At 68.1% G+C, this 15,773-nt stretch carries 15 protein-coding genes; 5 read left to right on the forward strand and 10 right to left on the reverse strand.

The annotated features are described in order from the left end of the window. Positions 1 to 153: 153 nt before the first annotated feature. Positions 154 to 927, forward strand: a complete 774-nt coding sequence (locus Harman_RS06980; protein WP_137683069.1) for a CbiX/SirB N-terminal domain-containing protein — start codon at positions 154 to 156, stop codon at positions 925 to 927. A gap of 53 nt (positions 928 to 980) precedes the next feature. Then, positions 981 to 1,442 carry a DUF2062 domain-containing protein gene (locus Harman_RS06985; RefSeq protein WP_137683070.1) on the forward strand — a complete coding sequence of 154 codons (462 nt, stop codon included), beginning with the start codon at positions 981 to 983 and terminating at the stop codon, positions 1,440 to 1,442. Positions 1,443 to 1,463: 21 nt separating this feature from the next. Here Harman_RS06985 and Harman_RS06990 read toward each other — a convergent pair whose 3' ends face one another. The 3 genes from Harman_RS06990 to Harman_RS07000 are packed head-to-tail and all read right to left on the reverse strand — an operon-like array spanning position 1,464 to position 6,892. Then, on the reverse strand, positions 1,464 to 2,225 hold the full coding sequence (locus tag Harman_RS06990) for a cobalt-precorrin-7 (C(5))-methyltransferase (protein ID WP_137683071.1): 762 nt from the start codon (positions 2,223 to 2,225) through the stop codon (positions 1,464 to 1,466). Beyond that, positions 2,218 to 2,949 carry a precorrin-8X methylmutase gene (locus Harman_RS06995; protein WP_137683072.1) on the reverse strand — a complete coding sequence of 244 codons (732 nt, stop codon included), beginning with the start codon at positions 2,947 to 2,949 and terminating at the stop codon, positions 2,218 to 2,220. The genes Harman_RS06990 and Harman_RS06995 overlap by 8 nt, the downstream gene beginning before the upstream one ends. Continuing rightward, complete coding sequence (locus Harman_RS07000; protein ID WP_137683073.1) at positions 2,939 to 6,892, reverse strand: cobaltochelatase subunit CobN; 3,954 nt, start codon at positions 6,890 to 6,892, stop codon at positions 2,939 to 2,941. The genes Harman_RS06995 and Harman_RS07000 overlap by 11 nt, the downstream gene beginning before the upstream one ends. A gap of 35 nt (positions 6,893 to 6,927) precedes the next feature. Between Harman_RS07000 and Harman_RS07005 the strand changes: the two genes are divergently transcribed. Genes Harman_RS07005 through Harman_RS07015 form a run of 3 tightly spaced genes read left to right on the forward strand, consistent with a single transcriptional unit; the run spans position 6,928 to position 10,054 of the window. After that, the gene (locus Harman_RS07005; protein ID WP_137683074.1) at positions 6,928 to 9,084 is read left to right on the forward strand and encodes a VWA domain-containing protein; all 2,157 of its coding nucleotides are present in this window, start codon (positions 6,928 to 6,930) and stop codon (positions 9,082 to 9,084) included. Positions 9,085 to 9,137: 53 nt separating this feature from the next. Then, the gene (locus Harman_RS07010) at positions 9,138 to 9,344 is read left to right on the forward strand and encodes a CbtB domain-containing protein (protein WP_004594116.1); all 207 of its coding nucleotides are present in this window, start codon (positions 9,138 to 9,140) and stop codon (positions 9,342 to 9,344) included. Beyond that, entirely contained in the window at positions 9,344 to 10,054 is a 711-nt protein-coding gene (locus tag Harman_RS07015) for a CbtA family protein (protein WP_137683075.1), read from the forward strand. Before Harman_RS07010 ends, Harman_RS07015 begins: the two co-directional genes overlap by 1 nt. 9 nt (positions 10,055 to 10,063) lie before the next feature. Here Harman_RS07015 and Harman_RS07020 read toward each other — a convergent pair whose 3' ends face one another. The 7 genes from Harman_RS07020 to cobJ all read right to left on the reverse strand — a co-directional run bounded on the left by Harman_RS07020 (position 10,064) and on the right by cobJ (position 15,771). Next, the gene (locus tag Harman_RS07020) at positions 10,064 to 10,744 is read right to left on the reverse strand and encodes a DUF3552 domain-containing protein (RefSeq protein WP_137683076.1); all 681 of its coding nucleotides are present in this window, start codon (positions 10,742 to 10,744) and stop codon (positions 10,064 to 10,066) included. A 147-nt stretch (positions 10,745 to 10,891) separates the two neighbouring features. Beyond that, entirely contained in the window at positions 10,892 to 12,163 is a 1,272-nt protein-coding gene (locus tag Harman_RS07025; protein WP_137683077.1) for an outer membrane protein assembly factor BamB family protein, read from the reverse strand. Continuing rightward, positions 12,156 to 12,527: a DUF3209 family protein gene (locus Harman_RS07030; protein ID WP_137683078.1), complete on the reverse strand. Its 372-nt coding sequence runs from the start codon at positions 12,525 to 12,527 to the stop codon at positions 12,156 to 12,158. The genes Harman_RS07025 and Harman_RS07030 overlap by 8 nt, the downstream gene beginning before the upstream one ends. A 28-nt stretch (positions 12,528 to 12,555) precedes the next feature. Next, entirely contained in the window at positions 12,556 to 13,779 is a 1,224-nt protein-coding gene (locus tag Harman_RS07035; protein ID WP_137683079.1) for a CbiX/SirB N-terminal domain-containing protein, read from the reverse strand. Continuing rightward, the gene (locus Harman_RS07040; RefSeq protein ID WP_137683080.1) at positions 13,776 to 14,435 is read right to left on the reverse strand and encodes a cobalamin biosynthesis protein; all 660 of its coding nucleotides are present in this window, start codon (positions 14,433 to 14,435) and stop codon (positions 13,776 to 13,778) included. Before Harman_RS07040 ends, Harman_RS07035 begins: the two co-directional genes overlap by 4 nt. Next, positions 14,432 to 14,704, reverse strand: coding sequence for a ferredoxin (locus Harman_RS07045; RefSeq protein ID WP_137683081.1), 273 nt, complete (start codon positions 14,702 to 14,704; stop codon positions 14,432 to 14,434). The genes Harman_RS07040 and Harman_RS07045 overlap by 4 nt, the downstream gene beginning before the upstream one ends. After that, positions 14,704 to 15,771 (reverse strand): precorrin-3B C(17)-methyltransferase, encoded by a 1,068-nt coding sequence (gene cobJ / locus Harman_RS07050; RefSeq protein ID WP_137683082.1) that lies wholly within the window; start codon positions 15,769 to 15,771, stop codon positions 14,704 to 14,706. The genes Harman_RS07045 and cobJ overlap by 1 nt, the downstream gene beginning before the upstream one ends. Positions 15,772 to 15,773 lie beyond the last annotated feature (2 nt).

The raw sequence follows: 15,773 nt of genomic DNA on the forward strand, positions 1-15,773 counted from the left end.
GGCGGGTATTCGGCCGTCTGAGCCAGTCGGATTCCGAATCGCAACGACCTGTGGATAGGGGTGACCAAAAGGTATTAGTGGGTTCCTGCCAACTTTCAGGCAACCCAACTTTCGCTAAAACAACTCAGATTGTTTTAGCGCCGGGAGCTACCAATGCCACACGACACACTCCTGCTCATCGGTCGGGACACGTCACGGGCTACGCCGTACGAGACACACGCTCGCCGTCTGCGCGAGCGCGGGGTAGCAACCGACGTGACGGTGCTGACCTACGACCACGAACCCCGTCGGGAGTTACGCGACGAGCTGGTAGCCATCGACGCCGACCGCGTGTTCGCGCTGCCGATGACCGTCGCCCACGACCACGCGACAGTCACGGACGTGCCGGCCGCACTCGACTATATCGACGCCGAGACCCACTACTGCGAACCGGTCGGGCGCAGTCCGCTGCTGACCGAAGCGCTCCGGGACCGTGCCGCCGGTGCTGTGCCGGAGACCGGGGATTCTTCCATTGCGCTCGTCGCCTTCGGCTCCAGCGGGAAGCCGTACCAGCGCCAAGTGACAGAGTACCACGCCGAGCGCCTGCGCGAGCGCACGGCCTTCGGTGAAGTCGAACCGTGCTATCTGCTTCAGAATCCCGCCGTTGAATGTGTCAGGTACAACCTCACCCGTGACCACGCCGTCGCCGTGCCGCTCTTTCTCGCGCCCAGTGACGCCACGGCAGCGCAGATTCCAGCCAAACTCGACCTCGACCGGGGCGGACTCGCCTACACTGACCCGCTGGCGGACCACCCGCTGGTCACCGAGGCCGTCGCAACCGCCGTCGAGACGGCGCGGACGATGGCCGACGCGAATACGCCACAGACGTTCGAGGCGACACTGGCCGAGACGAACCGGCCCATGGCGACCGACGGAGAAGGCGACTAATCGCCGCTACAGCAGGAAGCGCTTTATACCGGGAGTACCCTTGCCATGGGTAGATGCTTCGAGGCCGGGTGACTCGGACGCGGGAGCAGGTCAAGGCGAAGCTAGTGGCCGCGCTTGTCGAGGACCACACGCCACAACAGGTCGCAGTCAGCTTCAGCGTCGGCGTGTTCCTCACCGCATTGCCGACGCTTGGCACCGGCTTCCTCGCCTTCCTCGTCCTCGCGTACCTGTTCAAACAGCTCAGCAAAGTCGCGCTGTTCGCGTCGGTGCTGATACTCAATCCGCCGGTCAAGTGGGGTGTGTACGCGTCGAGCTTCTGGCTCGGCAACCGAATCCTGGGGCCGGTGCCCGGCATGACCTTCGACGGAGTGTCGGCCTCAATGGGCACCGGGCTACTGGTCCGGCTCTGGGTCGGGAACATCATCCTGGCGGTAGTGTTCGCCGCCGTCGGCTACGTCCTGGCGTTCCGGCTCATCAGCGAGTACAGACGCCGGCAGACGGTCGCGGTCAGCTAACCGAAGCTGTGGCGGTCAGCGCTACTCCCGCCGTACGACGAACACCGACAGGTCCGAAAACCGCGTGTCATCACGACCGTCACCGCCGGCATCTTGTGCAAGGTCGCCGAGCGTCGTCGCCGTCCGTTCCTCGTCGTCGTGGGTGAGCCGCTCGTACACCAGCGCCGGGAGGTCGGGGTCGCCGCCGGCATCCACCAGTTCGGCCGCGATGTCTTCGGGCATCAGATCGAACGGCCGCGGCAACACAAGCAGGTGCCGCTCACCCACGTCGCTCCGGAGCCGGTCGAGATCGGCCGAGAGATCGCCGCTCTTGTGCAGCGTCACGAACGTCGTGTCCTCCATCGGCGTCCGGGCGCGGCTGGCGGCAATCTGCAGCGACGAGATGCCCGGGACGACGCGGACCGGGCGGTCGACGGCGCGCTGGACCTTCCCGACGAACTGATAGCCCGAGTGGTTCGGGTCGCCCATCAGGACAGCGGTCCCGCACTCGCCATCCGCCACGCGCTCGGCGAAGGTCTCCAGCGTGTCGAGTTCGTCCCGGTAGCCACAGGTCAGCAGGTCCGCGTCGGTCCGGTCGGCGACGAACCCGACAACCGTCTCAAAGCCAACGACTACGTCGGCCTCGCGGATTGCCTGCTCGCCCCGCGGCGTCAAGAAATCGAGGTTCCCCGGACCGATGCCGACGGCGTGGACCGGTCGGTCGGCGTCGGGGTCTTCGGGCGCGCTCGCCGCGATAGCTGCCGGGTCCGGCCCCGAATCGAGGTCGTAGTCGTCGCTACTCATCGAGTGAGACTGTCCCCTCGCGCACGTCCGACGCAACGTGCACCAGTTCATTCGTCAGTCCAGCAGCCAGCCCGCTCCCGCCGCGGCGGCCGACGTTTGTAATCGCCGGCACGCCGTATTCGGCAGCGACCTCCCGGAGCCGCTGTCGGCTCTCGGCGGCCTTGACGAAACCGACCGGCGTGGCGACGACGACCGACGGGCGCGTCCCGTCCTCGATGCAGTCAGCCAGCGCGAGCGCCGCCGTCGGCGCGTTCCCGACCACCGCAATCGCCCCGTCGTAGACGCCCTGCTTGTCGAGTTCCAGAACCGACGCGGCCGTGCGAGTCATCCCCGTCTCGGCGGCCAGTTCGGCACCGTTGCCGATTGCCTTCTGGACGGGGCAGTCGTGGCCGCGGCCGGTGATGCCCGATTTGACCATCGTGATGTCGGTGACGATTGGCTGCTCATCGAGGACGGCGCGGGCTCCCGCGCGGACCGGCTCGTCCTCGTCCGCCCCGGTAAACCGCATCAGGTACTGGAACTCGGGGTCGCCGGTCGCGTGAACGGACTTCTGGCGAATCCGGTCGGCCAACGTCTCGTCAGGCACGAGTTCGCGCACGCGGTCCATCGACGTTTCGGCAATGTCCATCGCGTTCGATGTGGTCGCGCCGAGGTCGGCGTACTCCTCGAAGTCGTCCTCGCCGTTCGCGTCACCGTCTGTCGCGTCATTTGTGTTAGTCGTCATCTGAGGTCACCTCTGTGGAATCGCCGCCAGAGCCAGCGCTGGCGCGGGCCTCTAGGTCCCCGTCGACTTCCAGGTTCAGGTCTCTAAGCTTGTCTCGCGTCTCGTCGTCAGCGTCCCAGAGCCCGCGGTCGATGGCTTCCAGCAGCGTGTCGGTAATGGAGTCGAGCGCCCAGGGGTTCACGTCCCGGAGCCAGTCCTGTCGGTCCGCGTCGAAGGCGTAGCGCTCGGCCACGTCCTCCCAGAGCGTGTCGCTGACCACGTCGGTGGTGGCGTCCCAGCCCAGCACCACATCGACCGTCGTCGAGAGGTCGCCCGCGCCCTTATAGCCGTGTTCCTCCATGGAATCGAGCCACGAGGGGTTCAGGACGCGGGCACGCATCGCCTTCCGGACCTTCTCCTCGTTGGTGTAGACATCGACGTTATCGGGGTCCGAGGAGTCCCCGACGTAGGAGTTCGGTTCCTCGCCGGCGATCTCCGTCACGGCGGAGATGAAGCCGCCGTGGAAGGCGTACCAGTCCGAGGAGTCGAACTCGTCTTGCTCGGCGGTGTCCTCGATTTTGACGGTGGCATCGACGGAGGAGAGGCGGCGCTCGAAGGACTCGTGGGCCTCGTTGACGCGGCCACGGGACCCCATCGCGTAGCCGCCCCACTGGACGTACACGTCGGCGAGGTCCGAGCGGTCGTCCCAGTTGCCCTCGTCGACGGCCTTGTTCGTGCCAGCCCCGTAGCCGCCGGGGCGGGTCGTGAACACGCGGTGTTTTGCGGCGCTCTCGGCGTCGCCCTCGTCCATGCCATCAGCCACGAGGTCGTCGGTCTCCTCCTCGACGTGTTTCTTCACGTAGTTCATCTCGTGGGGTTCGTCGAGGTCGACGACCGCGTCGACGGCGTCGTGGACGACGCCCGCGGCCGCGGGGAAGGCGTCACGGAACAGCCCGGAGACGCGCGTCGTCACGTCGATGCGCGGGCGGCCGAGTTCCGCCAGGGGAATCGGTTCCACGTCCTCGACGCGGCCGGCGTCGGACCAGACCGGTTCGACGCCCATCAGCGCGAGCACCTGCGCGATGGTCTCGCCGCGGGTCCGAACCGTCGGGGTGCCCCAGACGACGACACCGATCTCCTCGGGGTACTCGCCCTCGTCGCTCTCGTGGCGGTCGACCACGCCGGCGGCGACCTCGCTGCCCACGTCCCAGGCCGTCTTGGCCGGGACCTTCCGCGGGTCCAGCGTGTAGAAGTTCCGGGCCGTGGGGAGCAGGTCGACGCCGCCGCGGGTCGGCGCGCCGGAGCCGCCGGGCGGGACGTACTCGCCCGCCAGCGCGTCGGCAGTCCGCGGTATCTCGTCGGCCGCGCCGGCCACCCGCGGGGCCGCTTCCTCGCAGATGTAGGCCAACGCCTCGCGGAGGTCGTCATGCGCGCCCGACCGCACGCGGGCGTCTCCGAGCGGGTCGATGTCGACAACGAGGAGGTTCATGTTCACCTCCGAGGTGTTGTCTTCGAGTTCGCTCTCGGGCACGTCGAAGTCGTGTTCGGCCAGCGTCCGCACGAGGTCTTTGCTGGTCTCATGGACGCGGTCGGCGGCCTCGGCGTAGGTCATCCCCAGGGCCTCGTCGTACTCGCCGGGGGCGTTACGAAGCTTGTCGTAGTCGACGCCCAGCACGCCCGCGACGCTCTCGCGCAACGACGGCGCGCCGGGGTTCTCCAGCCGCGTGAGCGCGACCAGGTAGTCGACCAGTCGGTCGTCGGCCGGCGGTTCGCCCATCGTGTGCAGGCCCTTGCGAATCTGGGTCGTCTTCACGTCGGTCAGGTACTCGTGGACGCGCTCGACGAGTTCGTCGATGTCGAGTTCCGCTCGCGGGTCGCTTTGCTCCCCGCTCGTGCTTTCCGAGGCGCTACGCGCCTCGCGGTCCCCCTCCACCTCGCCCTCGGCGAGCGTCGACCCGACTTCGTCGGGACCGCGCACGTCGGCTTTCTCGGAGATGTCGCCGGCGATGCCGAGTTCCACCGCGAGGTCGAGTTCGTCGACGACTTCTCGAATCTGCTCTGCGAGGTGCTCGCCGTCGTCGGCCCGGGCGTCCTCCATGCCGGCCTCGCGGTAGCGGTCGGCCAGTTCCTCCAGGTCGGCGAGGTCGTCGTAGGTCCCCGCGTTTGCCATCACCGGCGTCAGGTAGTCGACGATGGCGGCGTAGGAGCGCCGTTTCGCCTGCGTTCCTTCGCCGGGGTTGTTGACGATGTAGGGGTAGACGTTCGGGATGTCGTCGATGAGCTGGTCGGGCGCGCTTTCGCTGTCGAGTCCGACCGTTTTGCCCGGCAGCCACTCCAGACTGCCGTGGGTCCCGAGGTGGACAACGGCGTCGGTTTCGTAGCTGTTGCGGAGCCAGCGATAGAACGCGACGTAGTCGTGTGGCGGCTGGAGGTCCGAGTCGTGGTACACCTTCGAGGGGTCCATGCCGAAGCCACGCGGGGGCTGGACCGTCACGAGGACGTTCCCGAACTCCACGCCGGGGATCGCGAACGGACGCTCGGGCGGGTCGCCCCACTCCTCGACGACGTTCTCGCGGAAGTCGGCGTCGAGCGCCTCGAACCATTCGCCGTACTGGTCCGGCGAGACGGTGTCGACACTCATCTCGCGCACGTCCTCCGGCGCGACCCAGCGGTCATCGAGGGTTAGCTGGGCAGTGAGTCGCTCGACCAGCGACTGGCCGCTGTCGGGCATCGTGTTTCCGAGGTCATAGCCGCGGGCGTCCAGTTCCTCCAGCAGATTCACCGTGCTCTCAGGCGAGTCCAGCCCGAAAGCGGTCCCGATACCGTCGTCGCTGGGCGGATAATTGTGCAGGACGACGGCCACGTTCTTCTCGTCGTTGGGCGTGTGGCGCAGTTCGGCCCAGTTGACTGCCAGGCGCGCAACGTGGTCGACGCGGTCCTCGATGGGGAAGTGCTGTTTCGGCGCGCTCCCGATGTCGGCGGCGTCCTCGGTTCGCTCCTTGCCCGAGATGGGGTGGGTGATGACGTTGCCGTCGAACTCCGGGAGCGCGACCGAGAGCGCGAGTTCAAAGCCCATCACGCCCGTGTCGCTGGCGTCGTACCGGGAGCGCGAGCGCATCGTCGTCACCGTCTGGATGACGGGGACGCCGAGTTTGTCCAAGAACACGTCCTCGGCGCTCTGTCCCTCGTCGTCGGCGCTGCGGCCGCGCTCGTCCATCGACAGCGAGAACATGAACGACGAGCAGACGGCGTCGACCAACGGATTCCCTGCGTCGTCCAGCAGCCACTCCTCGGTGACCTGCTCGGCGTTCCACTGGCCGTCGGCGTCGGTCGCCGGCTCACAGAATATCGGGAGCGCGTTCGCGCCCTGGGCCTCGATGGCCCGGACCTGCGCGTCGACGTAGCGGGTGTTCTCGTGGGTCCAGTGGGACTCGTAGAACCACACGGCGACGGTCGGCTTCGCGGGGTCGAACGTCGCCCGGAGGTCCTCAATGTTCGCGCCCGGGTGGTCGGGATGGTACACCCCCTCCGTCGGGAGCGTCACCGGGTCGTCGTACGAGGGGTTGGCGTCGCCGTACTGCGCGACGAGGTAGCGGGCGCAGTTGGCGACGTTTTTCGCGCCGCCTTTCTCCAAGTACTCGTAGACGGTCTCGCGGTGCTCGTCGGGGACCGACGTGTCCTCGAAGGCGAAGGCGTCGCCCGTCGCTTTCACCACGAGCGGGACGCCCGCCTCGCGCAGGCGCTCGACGGCCATCTCGTAGCCGGGCATGCTGTCCTCGGCCCCGTGGAGCCAGAGGACGACGGCGTCGGCGTCGGTCAGTTCGTCGACGAACGCCTCGACCGCTGGCTCGTCGTCGAGGTCGCTCTCCGAGCGCACGACGAGGTCGGCATCGACCTCGCCCGCGGCCCGCTGGACGGCCCCGAGTTCGTTCTCCGTCGCGGTGTAGAGTCCTAGCTGTGGCATAACGTTATTAAATCTCCGTTTGCACTAATACAAGTATGGTTGTATTCGGCGCGGGCAAAAAAGCTTCGCAGGGGGCCTCGTTCGCGGCCGTGGTGGGCCAGCGGGACCTCAAGGACGGCCTGCTCGCGGTCGCGACGGACGACGACCTGGACGGCCTGCTGGTCCGCGGCGAGAAGGGAACGGCGAAATCGACGGCCGTGCGCGCACTCGCCGACCTGCTGCCGGAGCAGCGGGCGGTCGCGGACTGCCCGTATGGCTGTCCGCCCAACCGCCCTGACGAGCAGTGCGAGGACTGCCGGACGCGCTCGGACCCGCCGGTCGAAACCCGGTCCGTTCCGCTCGTCACGCTCCCCCTCGGCGCAACCCGGGACCGCGTCGTCGGCACGCTGTCTGTCGCTGACGCCCTCGACGGCGACCACGAGTTCGACCCCGGGCTGCTCGCCCGCGCGAACCGCGGCATTCTCTACGTGGACGAGGTGAACCTGCTCGATGACCACCTCGTGGACGTGTTGCTCGACGCCGCCGCCAGCGGCCAGAATAGGGTCGAGCGCGACGGCGTCACCGTCACCCACCCCGCCGAGTTCACGCTCGTCGGGACGATGAACCCCGAGGAGGGCGACCTGCGGCCCCAGCTCCGGGACCGCTTCGCGCTCCAGACTGAGGTGTCAGCCTGCGAGGATCTCAACGACAGGGTCGCCATCATCGACCAGGCGCTCGGGGAGGACGGCGACGAGACGGCGGCGGACGACGCGGGCAACAGCAACCCGGGCGAACGACTGCGGACCGCCCGCGAACTGCTCCCGGAGGTCGACCTCGCCCGCGAGTTCCGCGAGCAGATCGCCGAACTCTGTCGAGATGCCGGCCTTGACGGCCACCGCGGCGACATCGCCACGGCGCGGGCTGCCCGGACCTTCGCTGCGCTCGACGGACGGACGACAGTGCTCGAATCGGACATCGAGCGGGCCGCCGAGTTCGCGCTCCCCCATCGACTCACCTCCCGGCCGTTCGAGGACGCGCCGGACGTGGATGACGTGCTCGACGACCACTTCGAGGACGATGAAGGGGACGCCGAGGAGGAAGCCACAGAGGACGGAGTGAGTGATGGCGAAGAAAGTGACGCGGACAGTGAGGACGAGGCAGGCGGCGAGTCGGCCGACGAGGGAGCCGATTCTGACGACGGTGGAGACGGGAGCGAACAGCAAGAACAGCGGCCGGGCGACGGGGAGCAGTCCAACGAGGACAGCGACGACGAGTCGGGTGAGCGCGGCGAACAGCCGACGCCCGCCTCAGCCGACAGTGGCGGGGAGCGACAGGAGGCCGAGGCCAGCGACGGTGAGGGAGAGGACAGCGGCGACGATACGGAGGGCGAACCCGACCAGTCCGACGACCCGGAGAACGCCACCCCGCTGTTGCCGGGCCAGTCCCGCGCGGCGGTCGGCGACAGCGGCGCGCCCGACGTGGAAACACCTGCGGTCGACACGGACGGCGGCACAGCGAGCGGGCGCGCGAGCGCGACGGGGACGAAGCGTGGTGCGACGGTCCGAACCGAACGCGCTGGCCGCGACGACGAGGTCGACGCCGCGGCGTCGGTCCGCGCGGCGGCCAGTCGCGGAAGCGGCCGCGTCGAGTCCCGTGACCTCCGGAAATCCGTCCGGGCGGGCGACGCGGAGACGCTGGTGGTGTTCGCCGTCGACGCGAGCGCGTCGATGCGCCCCGCAATGAAGGCTGCCAAGGGCACCGTGCTGGAGCTGCTGAAAGACGCCTATCAGGCACGCGATGAGGTCGCCTTCGTCACCTTCGCCGGCGAGGGCGCGGACGTGGTCCTGCCGCCGACCGACAGCGTCTCACTGGCCGCCCGCCACCTCAAGGACCTCCCGACGGGCGACCGGACGCCCCTGCCGGACGGACTGACCGCCGCCCGCGAGGTGCTGGGGCGGGCCGATCCGGACGCCGGCGTCGTCGTCATCGTGACCGACGGACGGGCGAACACCGCCGACGGGAGCCCGGTCGAGTCGACCAGACGCGCGGCCCGAACGCTTGGCGAGGCGGCCGACCGGACCGTCGTCGTGGACGCGGGCGAGGGCAACCGCGCCGGATTACTCGACCTCGTTGCAGACGAAACGGACGCGTCGGTCGTCCCGCTGGACGCGCTGACCGCCGAACGCGTCGACGCAGTGGCGGACGAGCGATAGTGTGAGGCGGAAGTTTTACAATCTTACTTGTTCTTAAGACAAGTGAGATTTCAATGCAGGACGACACTGATACCGCACGCGCCACGGACAGCGTGTACGATCGCATCGAACGGGCCAGAGCGTCGCTGACCGGCCCACAGATAGCCATCGCCGTTGCGCTGGTGGCGGCCCTCGGCTTCACCCTGTTGTTCGTGCAGGACCCGATGCTGCATGACTCGCTGCACAACTTCCGGCACAGTGCCGGGATTACCTGCCACTGATGGCGACTGACTACCTCGAACGCGGCGCACTGGCCGGGGTGGCGGGCGGGCTGGTCTACGGGCTGTTCGTCGCCACGGTCGGCAACGCCTTCACCGCCGGGCTGGAGACGTTCGAACACAGCCACGGCGGGGGCGGCCCCGTGGTCTCCGAACTCACGACGACTGTCGCAAGCGTCGGCGGCGGCGTCCTCTGGGGGCTGCTGTTTGGCGTCGCGGTCTTCGGGATGGCGTACTTCTTCCTCGAACCGGCGATCCCCGGCTCCGGGGCGACGAAACGGCTCGCGCTCGCGGGAGCCGGCTTCCTCACCGTCTCGGGCGCGCCGTGGCTCGTCCTGCCGCCCCAGCCGCCGGGCGTCGAGCAGGCGCTCGGAACGGAAACACGGATGGCCTGGTACGCCGGGCTGATGGCGCTTGGTGCACTGGTCGCCGTACTCGCCGGGCTCGCGTACCGACGAGCCGAGGGACGGCACACGGCGGTCCGACTCGGTGCGACGGCGCTTCCGCTCGTGCTGCTCGCGGTTCCGGTCGCACTCGCACCTGCAAACCCGGTCCATGGCGACGTACCCGCCGCACTCGTCGCGGCCTACCGCTGGACGGTCGTGTTCGGCCAACTACTGTTGTGGACCACAATCGCAGGAGTGCACGCGTGGCTCGGCGACAGCGAGGCGCGCGCGACAGACGACTTGGACTACCCGACCACAGCCGACTGACAACGCGGCTCAGATTTTTCCAGCGACCGTTCCGAGATTCAGCGCCAGACCGACGATGGCGACGACCGCGGCGATAGCGAGGTTCGCCGTCGTGCCGCCAGCGCCGACCGACACCGTCCCGGCCGATGCCAGCGCGCCGAACCCGATCCCGGCGACAACGAGCGCCACGCCGGTCAGCCCGACGAGCATCGTGCCGGTCGGGCCGAACCGACCGCCCGACTGGTCCGTCTCGTACCGATCCAGCGCGTCGTACATCGTCTCAGTAACTGACTCCTCAACGTCTTCCATCTGTCCGGAGAGGTAGGTGTTCAGCGTCTCCTCGTGCTCGTCGAGTTCCGTGGCACGCTCGGAGAGCCGAGCATCGTACTCCGTCAGCTCGGCCTCGCGCTCGTCGAGGGTGGTTTCACGGTCGTCGAGTGCAGCCTCGCGTTCGTCCAGTTGGTACTCCCGCTCGTCCAGTTCTGTCTCTCGTCGGTCGAGTTCCTCCTCGCGGGCATCGAGGTTCTCCTCGCGCCGGTCGAGTTCCGCACCCCGCTGGTCGAGGCCCATCTCCCGCTCGTTGAGCCGGCGCTGCATCTGGGCGAACTCCCGCTCGCGCTCGGTCGGGTGGTCATCGCCAGTGGCGTCGTCAGCCCCAGCGTCAGCGTCCTGCTGTGCATCCTCGTGCTCCGCGTCTGTGTCATTGGCCATAATCGGCTCCCGTAGCGTGGCACTACGGGTAGCGAACGGTTAGTTTGACAGTACATAACACAGTAATCGGAGCCAAACCGAGGGTATTACTCCAGGCGAAGAATTCTCAGCACGGATCGGTACCGGCACAAATTACTGCAGAACAGGTCACCGACGCGACTGGGCGGTTTCACTTTCCATACCGGCCCGATGTAGCCGATAGGCCCCACGCTCGTAGCCTTCGTCGTGGTAGACGACGGGCTCCTCGACAGCAACAGCGGTCCCGTTTTCGACTGCGGCCGCAGTCACAACGCCGTCGGTGTCCAGCGTATCGATTGGACCGTCTGCGATGTCGAACAGTCGTAGCGCGTGGTCATCGGCGTCGCGGTCCCGAAAGTTCTGTGCACCGGGAACAGCCAGCAGAGAGCCGTCAGTGCCGAGGCCGCTAGCGAAGCCGCCGACGGGCGCGTCCCAGCGGCGGTCGCCGTCGGGCGAGACGCCGATAGCGGTGTGTTCGTGCGGATGCCGAGCGTCGGTCTCACGGCCCTCCTCGGGGTAGGTGTTACCGGTGACAAAGACCGCGCCCTCGGCCGTCGCGTGGACGTGGTTCGGGTACGCGTAAACGGTGTCGCCGTCTATGTCGGTCGGCGTCGCCAGCGGGACGCACCAGCGCTCCCGCCCGCCGCTGTCGAGCCGGTAGCCGCAGTAGTCGCCGTGGCTGGTGACGACAGCGCCGGTCTCCAGCAGCGTCACGTCACCGACGCGGCGTTGGCCGTCGGTGCCGGGGTCCCACATCCAGCGCGGGTCTCCCTCGTCGGCGTCGAGGACGACCAACCCGTGCTGGTGGTCACCGGGACAGCGGTTGTACGCGACGGCGAGGCGACCGTCCCGGGCGGACAGCGAAATCGGCGAGCCGTCCGTCCGGTAGGTCCAGTCGACGGTCCCATCGGCTCCGAAAGCATAAATGACACTCTCGAAGTGGCGCTGGTCGGAGCCGTCGTCGGCAGTCCGACGCTCGTACCGCCGGGCGGCGGCGTAGAGCCGGTCGCCATCGGTTGCGAGGGACGCAACGAACGGCAGCAGGAATCTGGTGTCCTGCTGGGCCTCACCCAGGTCCGTCCTGGTCTCATAGCGCCAGCGCAGGTCCCCGTCGGCGTCGTGACACCGAATCTCACCGCGGGCGCTACGTTCGCCGACGACGACACCACCGTCGAACGGAACTGCGGCGACGACGCTCGGTTCGCCGTCTGTGTCGTACTGCCAGCGCGGCCGTGGCGGGCCGGCGTCCGTCGATACGTCGAACGCCCGAAGGTCCCCGTCAGCGGTCCCAACAACTGCCAGCCCGTCGGTCAGCGTGACCGCCGAGCGCCGTCCCTGATGACGCGAGCGAGCCGAGGTCACGTCCCCGAGGTCCGCGGTCGGCGCGCGCTGGCTACTCATCGACCGGGAACGCCTCGTGGAGGACATCGTGGGCTTCGCCCAGCCCGTCGAGTACGTCCTCGCCCTGGGTTGTGATGCGCGACACCGCCCGCTCGGCGTCGCGGACCGCCACGAGTCGGCCACGGAGGTAGTCGTACTCGGGGTCGTCCTCGTCGGTCGCGGCGATCTCCTCTTCGAGGTCGACGAGTGCGGCGTCGAGGTGGCGCTCGATGGCGGCCAGCGTCTCCGCGCCGGCAAGGGCCTCAATCGGGCCGCTCATGTGGCCCTCCAGCTCCTGTTCGGCGTGCTGGCGGGCGTGGTCGTCTTCGGTACCGAGAACGTTCATGAGACCCAGTCGAAGGGCCTCGATTTCGTAGCAGCTCATGGTATGTGTTGAATAGTGGTGGGTGACCTCAAAGGGTCTGGTCGACGAGTTCGCTCACGATGCGGTCGCGGTCCAGGTGCGAGGAGACGATGTCGGCGGCGTCCTCGTCCTCGACGCCGCCGTACCAGACGCCGTCAGGGTAGACGGCGACCATCGGCCCCTCGCCACAGCGACCGAGACACGACGAGCGCGTGATGCGAGCGTCGCACTGGTCGCTGTCACGGGCGGCCTGGCGCAGTCGTTCAAGGACCGCGGGCGCACCGTCCTGCGCGCAGGTCTGGTTGGTGCAGACGGCGACGTGCTTCTCGGGGGCGTCGTGGACGTGGGGGTCGTCGTCCACGTCCTCGCGGTCGGCGTGTTCGGCCTGGTGGGTCAGCGCCCGAAGCATTGCGCGAGCGCCGCCCTGATCCTCCTCGTAGCCGTCGAGTTCGACCTTGTACTTGCAGGTGTCACAGGACATCTCGACGCTCCCCGTTCGCGCCTCCTGCCAGCGGTCGCCGAGCACGTCGAGCAGGCGGGTGTCGGTCCCGAGCGGTTCGCCGGGCGCGGCGTCGACGTAGGGGTACTCCTCGTCGAACTCGCGCGCGCCGTCCTTGATGCGGCCGGTCAGCACGCCGTCGCCGAGCATGTACGGGATGACGACGACCGCGTCGGGGCGGGTCTTGGCGATGTCGTGCAGTGTATCGGAAAGGAGCGGCTCGGTGACGCCGATGAAGGAGGCCTCGACTCGCGAGAACTCCCGTCCCTCGTACAGCAGCCGGGCGAGTTTGTGCACGTCAGCGTTGGCGTCCGGGTCGCTGGACCCGCGGGCACAGACGACGGCAGCCACCTCGTCCTCCTCGCGGTCGACGCCCAGTTCGGCCTCGACAGCGGCCGCGCGGTCGTCAAGCAGATCGAGCAGCGCCGGGTGGACGCCCAGGTGAGCGCCGTTGTTGATGGTCAGTTCGGGGTGGGCCTCGCGGGCCTGCTCGACGGCCAGTGGCACGTCGTTTTTGACGTGGCTGGCGGCAAACAGCGAGAGGTGGACGACCGACACTTCCGAGACTGCCCCGGCCAGCCCGGCGATGGCCTCGTCGATGGCCGGCTCCGCGAGTTCGAGGAAAGCGGCGTCGACCGGGATGCCGAGCCGCCCCTCCAGTTCGACCGCGAGGTCGCGGACCTGCTCGTTGGACTTCTCGCGCCGGGAGCCGTGGCCGACCAGCAACACCGCTTCGTCGTCCAGCGTGTCGGGGGCGGTGATGGCTTCGCTCATCGGGCTCGTTCGATGCTTTTGCGGAGCTTGCGCCGCCGGCTCGGCGCGAACAGCCCCGTCCCCTCACTGCCCTCGTACAGCCAGTCGCCGAGAGCAGGTGCCGCGTCGTCCTCGACACCGAACCAGTAGCCCGACGAGGTCTCCGAGAGGTCGTCATAGGGCGCGTCGACCGGACAGCGGTCCAGCAGCGTCTGCACCGTCCGGAGCAGGCGTTCATCGCTGTGGACGAAAGAGATACCGACCGCGTTGTCGTCGGACTTGAAACAGACGGTGCCACAGCCTTCGAGCAGGCCCCGGAGGAGCTGGCGGTCGTAGTCGGCCAGCGCGTCGAAGCGGTAGCCGCCGGAATCACCGTCGAACGGCAGGCCAAGCGCCGCGCTGGCCCGGTCCGCGAGCCCGCCGACGACCTGCACCGTAAACTCCTCTTCTTTGCGTGTAATCGAAGTGTCGTGGGCGTAGGCCCGCTCGACGATTCGCCGGTCGGCCCGCTCCGCGCCGGCGATTGACGCGAGCCGCCGGGCTGCCGTCTCGTCGTTGGTCCGGACCGTGACACAGCCGTCCTCGCACTCGCCGTCGCCGGCGACCCGACCCCAGAAATACGCTGTCTCCGGGTGGGCCGCGAGCATGTCTTTCGGTGCGCCCGTTTCCACGCTCATGGCTGTACCTCCTCGGTGTCAGTCACCGGCGCATCGACGGCTCCCACGTCCTCCTCGACGGTTTCGACCTGAATCGCATCCAGCGGACAGGCCGCGGCGGCCTGCTCGGCGTCGTTCCGGCGGTCGTCGTCGAAGGTGGCCGCGATTGCCGTCTGGTCGTCCGTCTCGATGGCCGCCAGCCCCTCATCGTCCTCGACGAAGCGGTCGTCCCGGACGAGGCAGGCGAACACGCCGTCGCAGGCGTCGCGGTCGATGGTGATTCGGTACATTAGTAGTCGTACTTGGTCTCGTAGCCCCGCGGGGTCACCATCCGGTCGTCCCAGACGTAGGTGTCCTCGTTGCCTACGAGCAGCGTCGTGGTCATGTCCACGAGGTCAGTTTCGCCCAGTTCGGGGAGTTCCCCGAGTTCGACGATTTCGACCTGTTCGTCCTCGCGGCCGGCAGCGTGGACGACGCCCACCGGCGTCTCCGGGTCGCGGTGTTCCAGCAGAATCTCACAGCACTTCTCGTAGTTGTCCCGGCGCTTGCGGCTCCATGGGTTGTAGATGGTGATAGTGAATCCCTCCTTGGCGGCGGCGTGGAGCCGCGACTCGATGGTCGGCATATCGGTGAGGTGGTCCGACAGCGAGATGGAGACGGTGTCGTTGACCAGCGGCGCGCCGACCCGGGCCGCACAGGACTGGGCCGCCGGGACGCCGGGCACCACGTCGAAATCGAGCATCGTCGCCGTCGCGCCCTTCGATTCGATTATCTCCAGCGCGAGGCCGGCCAGCGCGTACACGTTCGGGTCGCCGCTGCCGATGATAGCCACGTCGTTGCCCGCCAGCGCGCGGTCGATTGCCTCCTCCGTTCGGGAGACCTCGCCGCACATCGGCGTGTTGTAGATGTCCTCGGCCTGTTCAGTTACTTCGTCGGGCAGGAGTTCGACGTAGGTTGTGTAGCCGACGATGTGCTCGGCGTCGAGCAGTGCGGAGCGGGCGCGGGCGGTCATGCCCTCCGGCTGGCCGGGGCCGAGCCCGACGGCGATGAGCTGGCCCGGTTCGGCGTCGAAGTCGTCGACGGTCGCACCGACTTCCTCCTCTTCCTCCGAGTCGCTGGAGGCGGACGCGCCACAGGAGCTACCGCTCGACGACGAATCGGAGGAGGACGACGCCCCGCACTTGGAAGTCGTGTCGTCGCCCGCGTCCGGCGTCGTTTCCGCCGACGAACTCGCCGAACTCGCACCGCATTTGGAGGTCGCTGCATCGCTCGCAGTCTCCGAGGGGCTTTCCGCCTCGCTCGCCCCGCACTTCGATTCCGTCTCGGTACTTGCGTCAGTAGTGTTGTCAGTGCTCATTG

The sequence above is a fragment of the Haloarcula mannanilytica genome, from assembly GCF_005406125.1.
In the GTDB taxonomy this organism is placed as follows: Archaea; Halobacteriota; Halobacteria; order Halobacteriales; family Haloarculaceae; genus Haloarcula; species Haloarcula mannanilytica.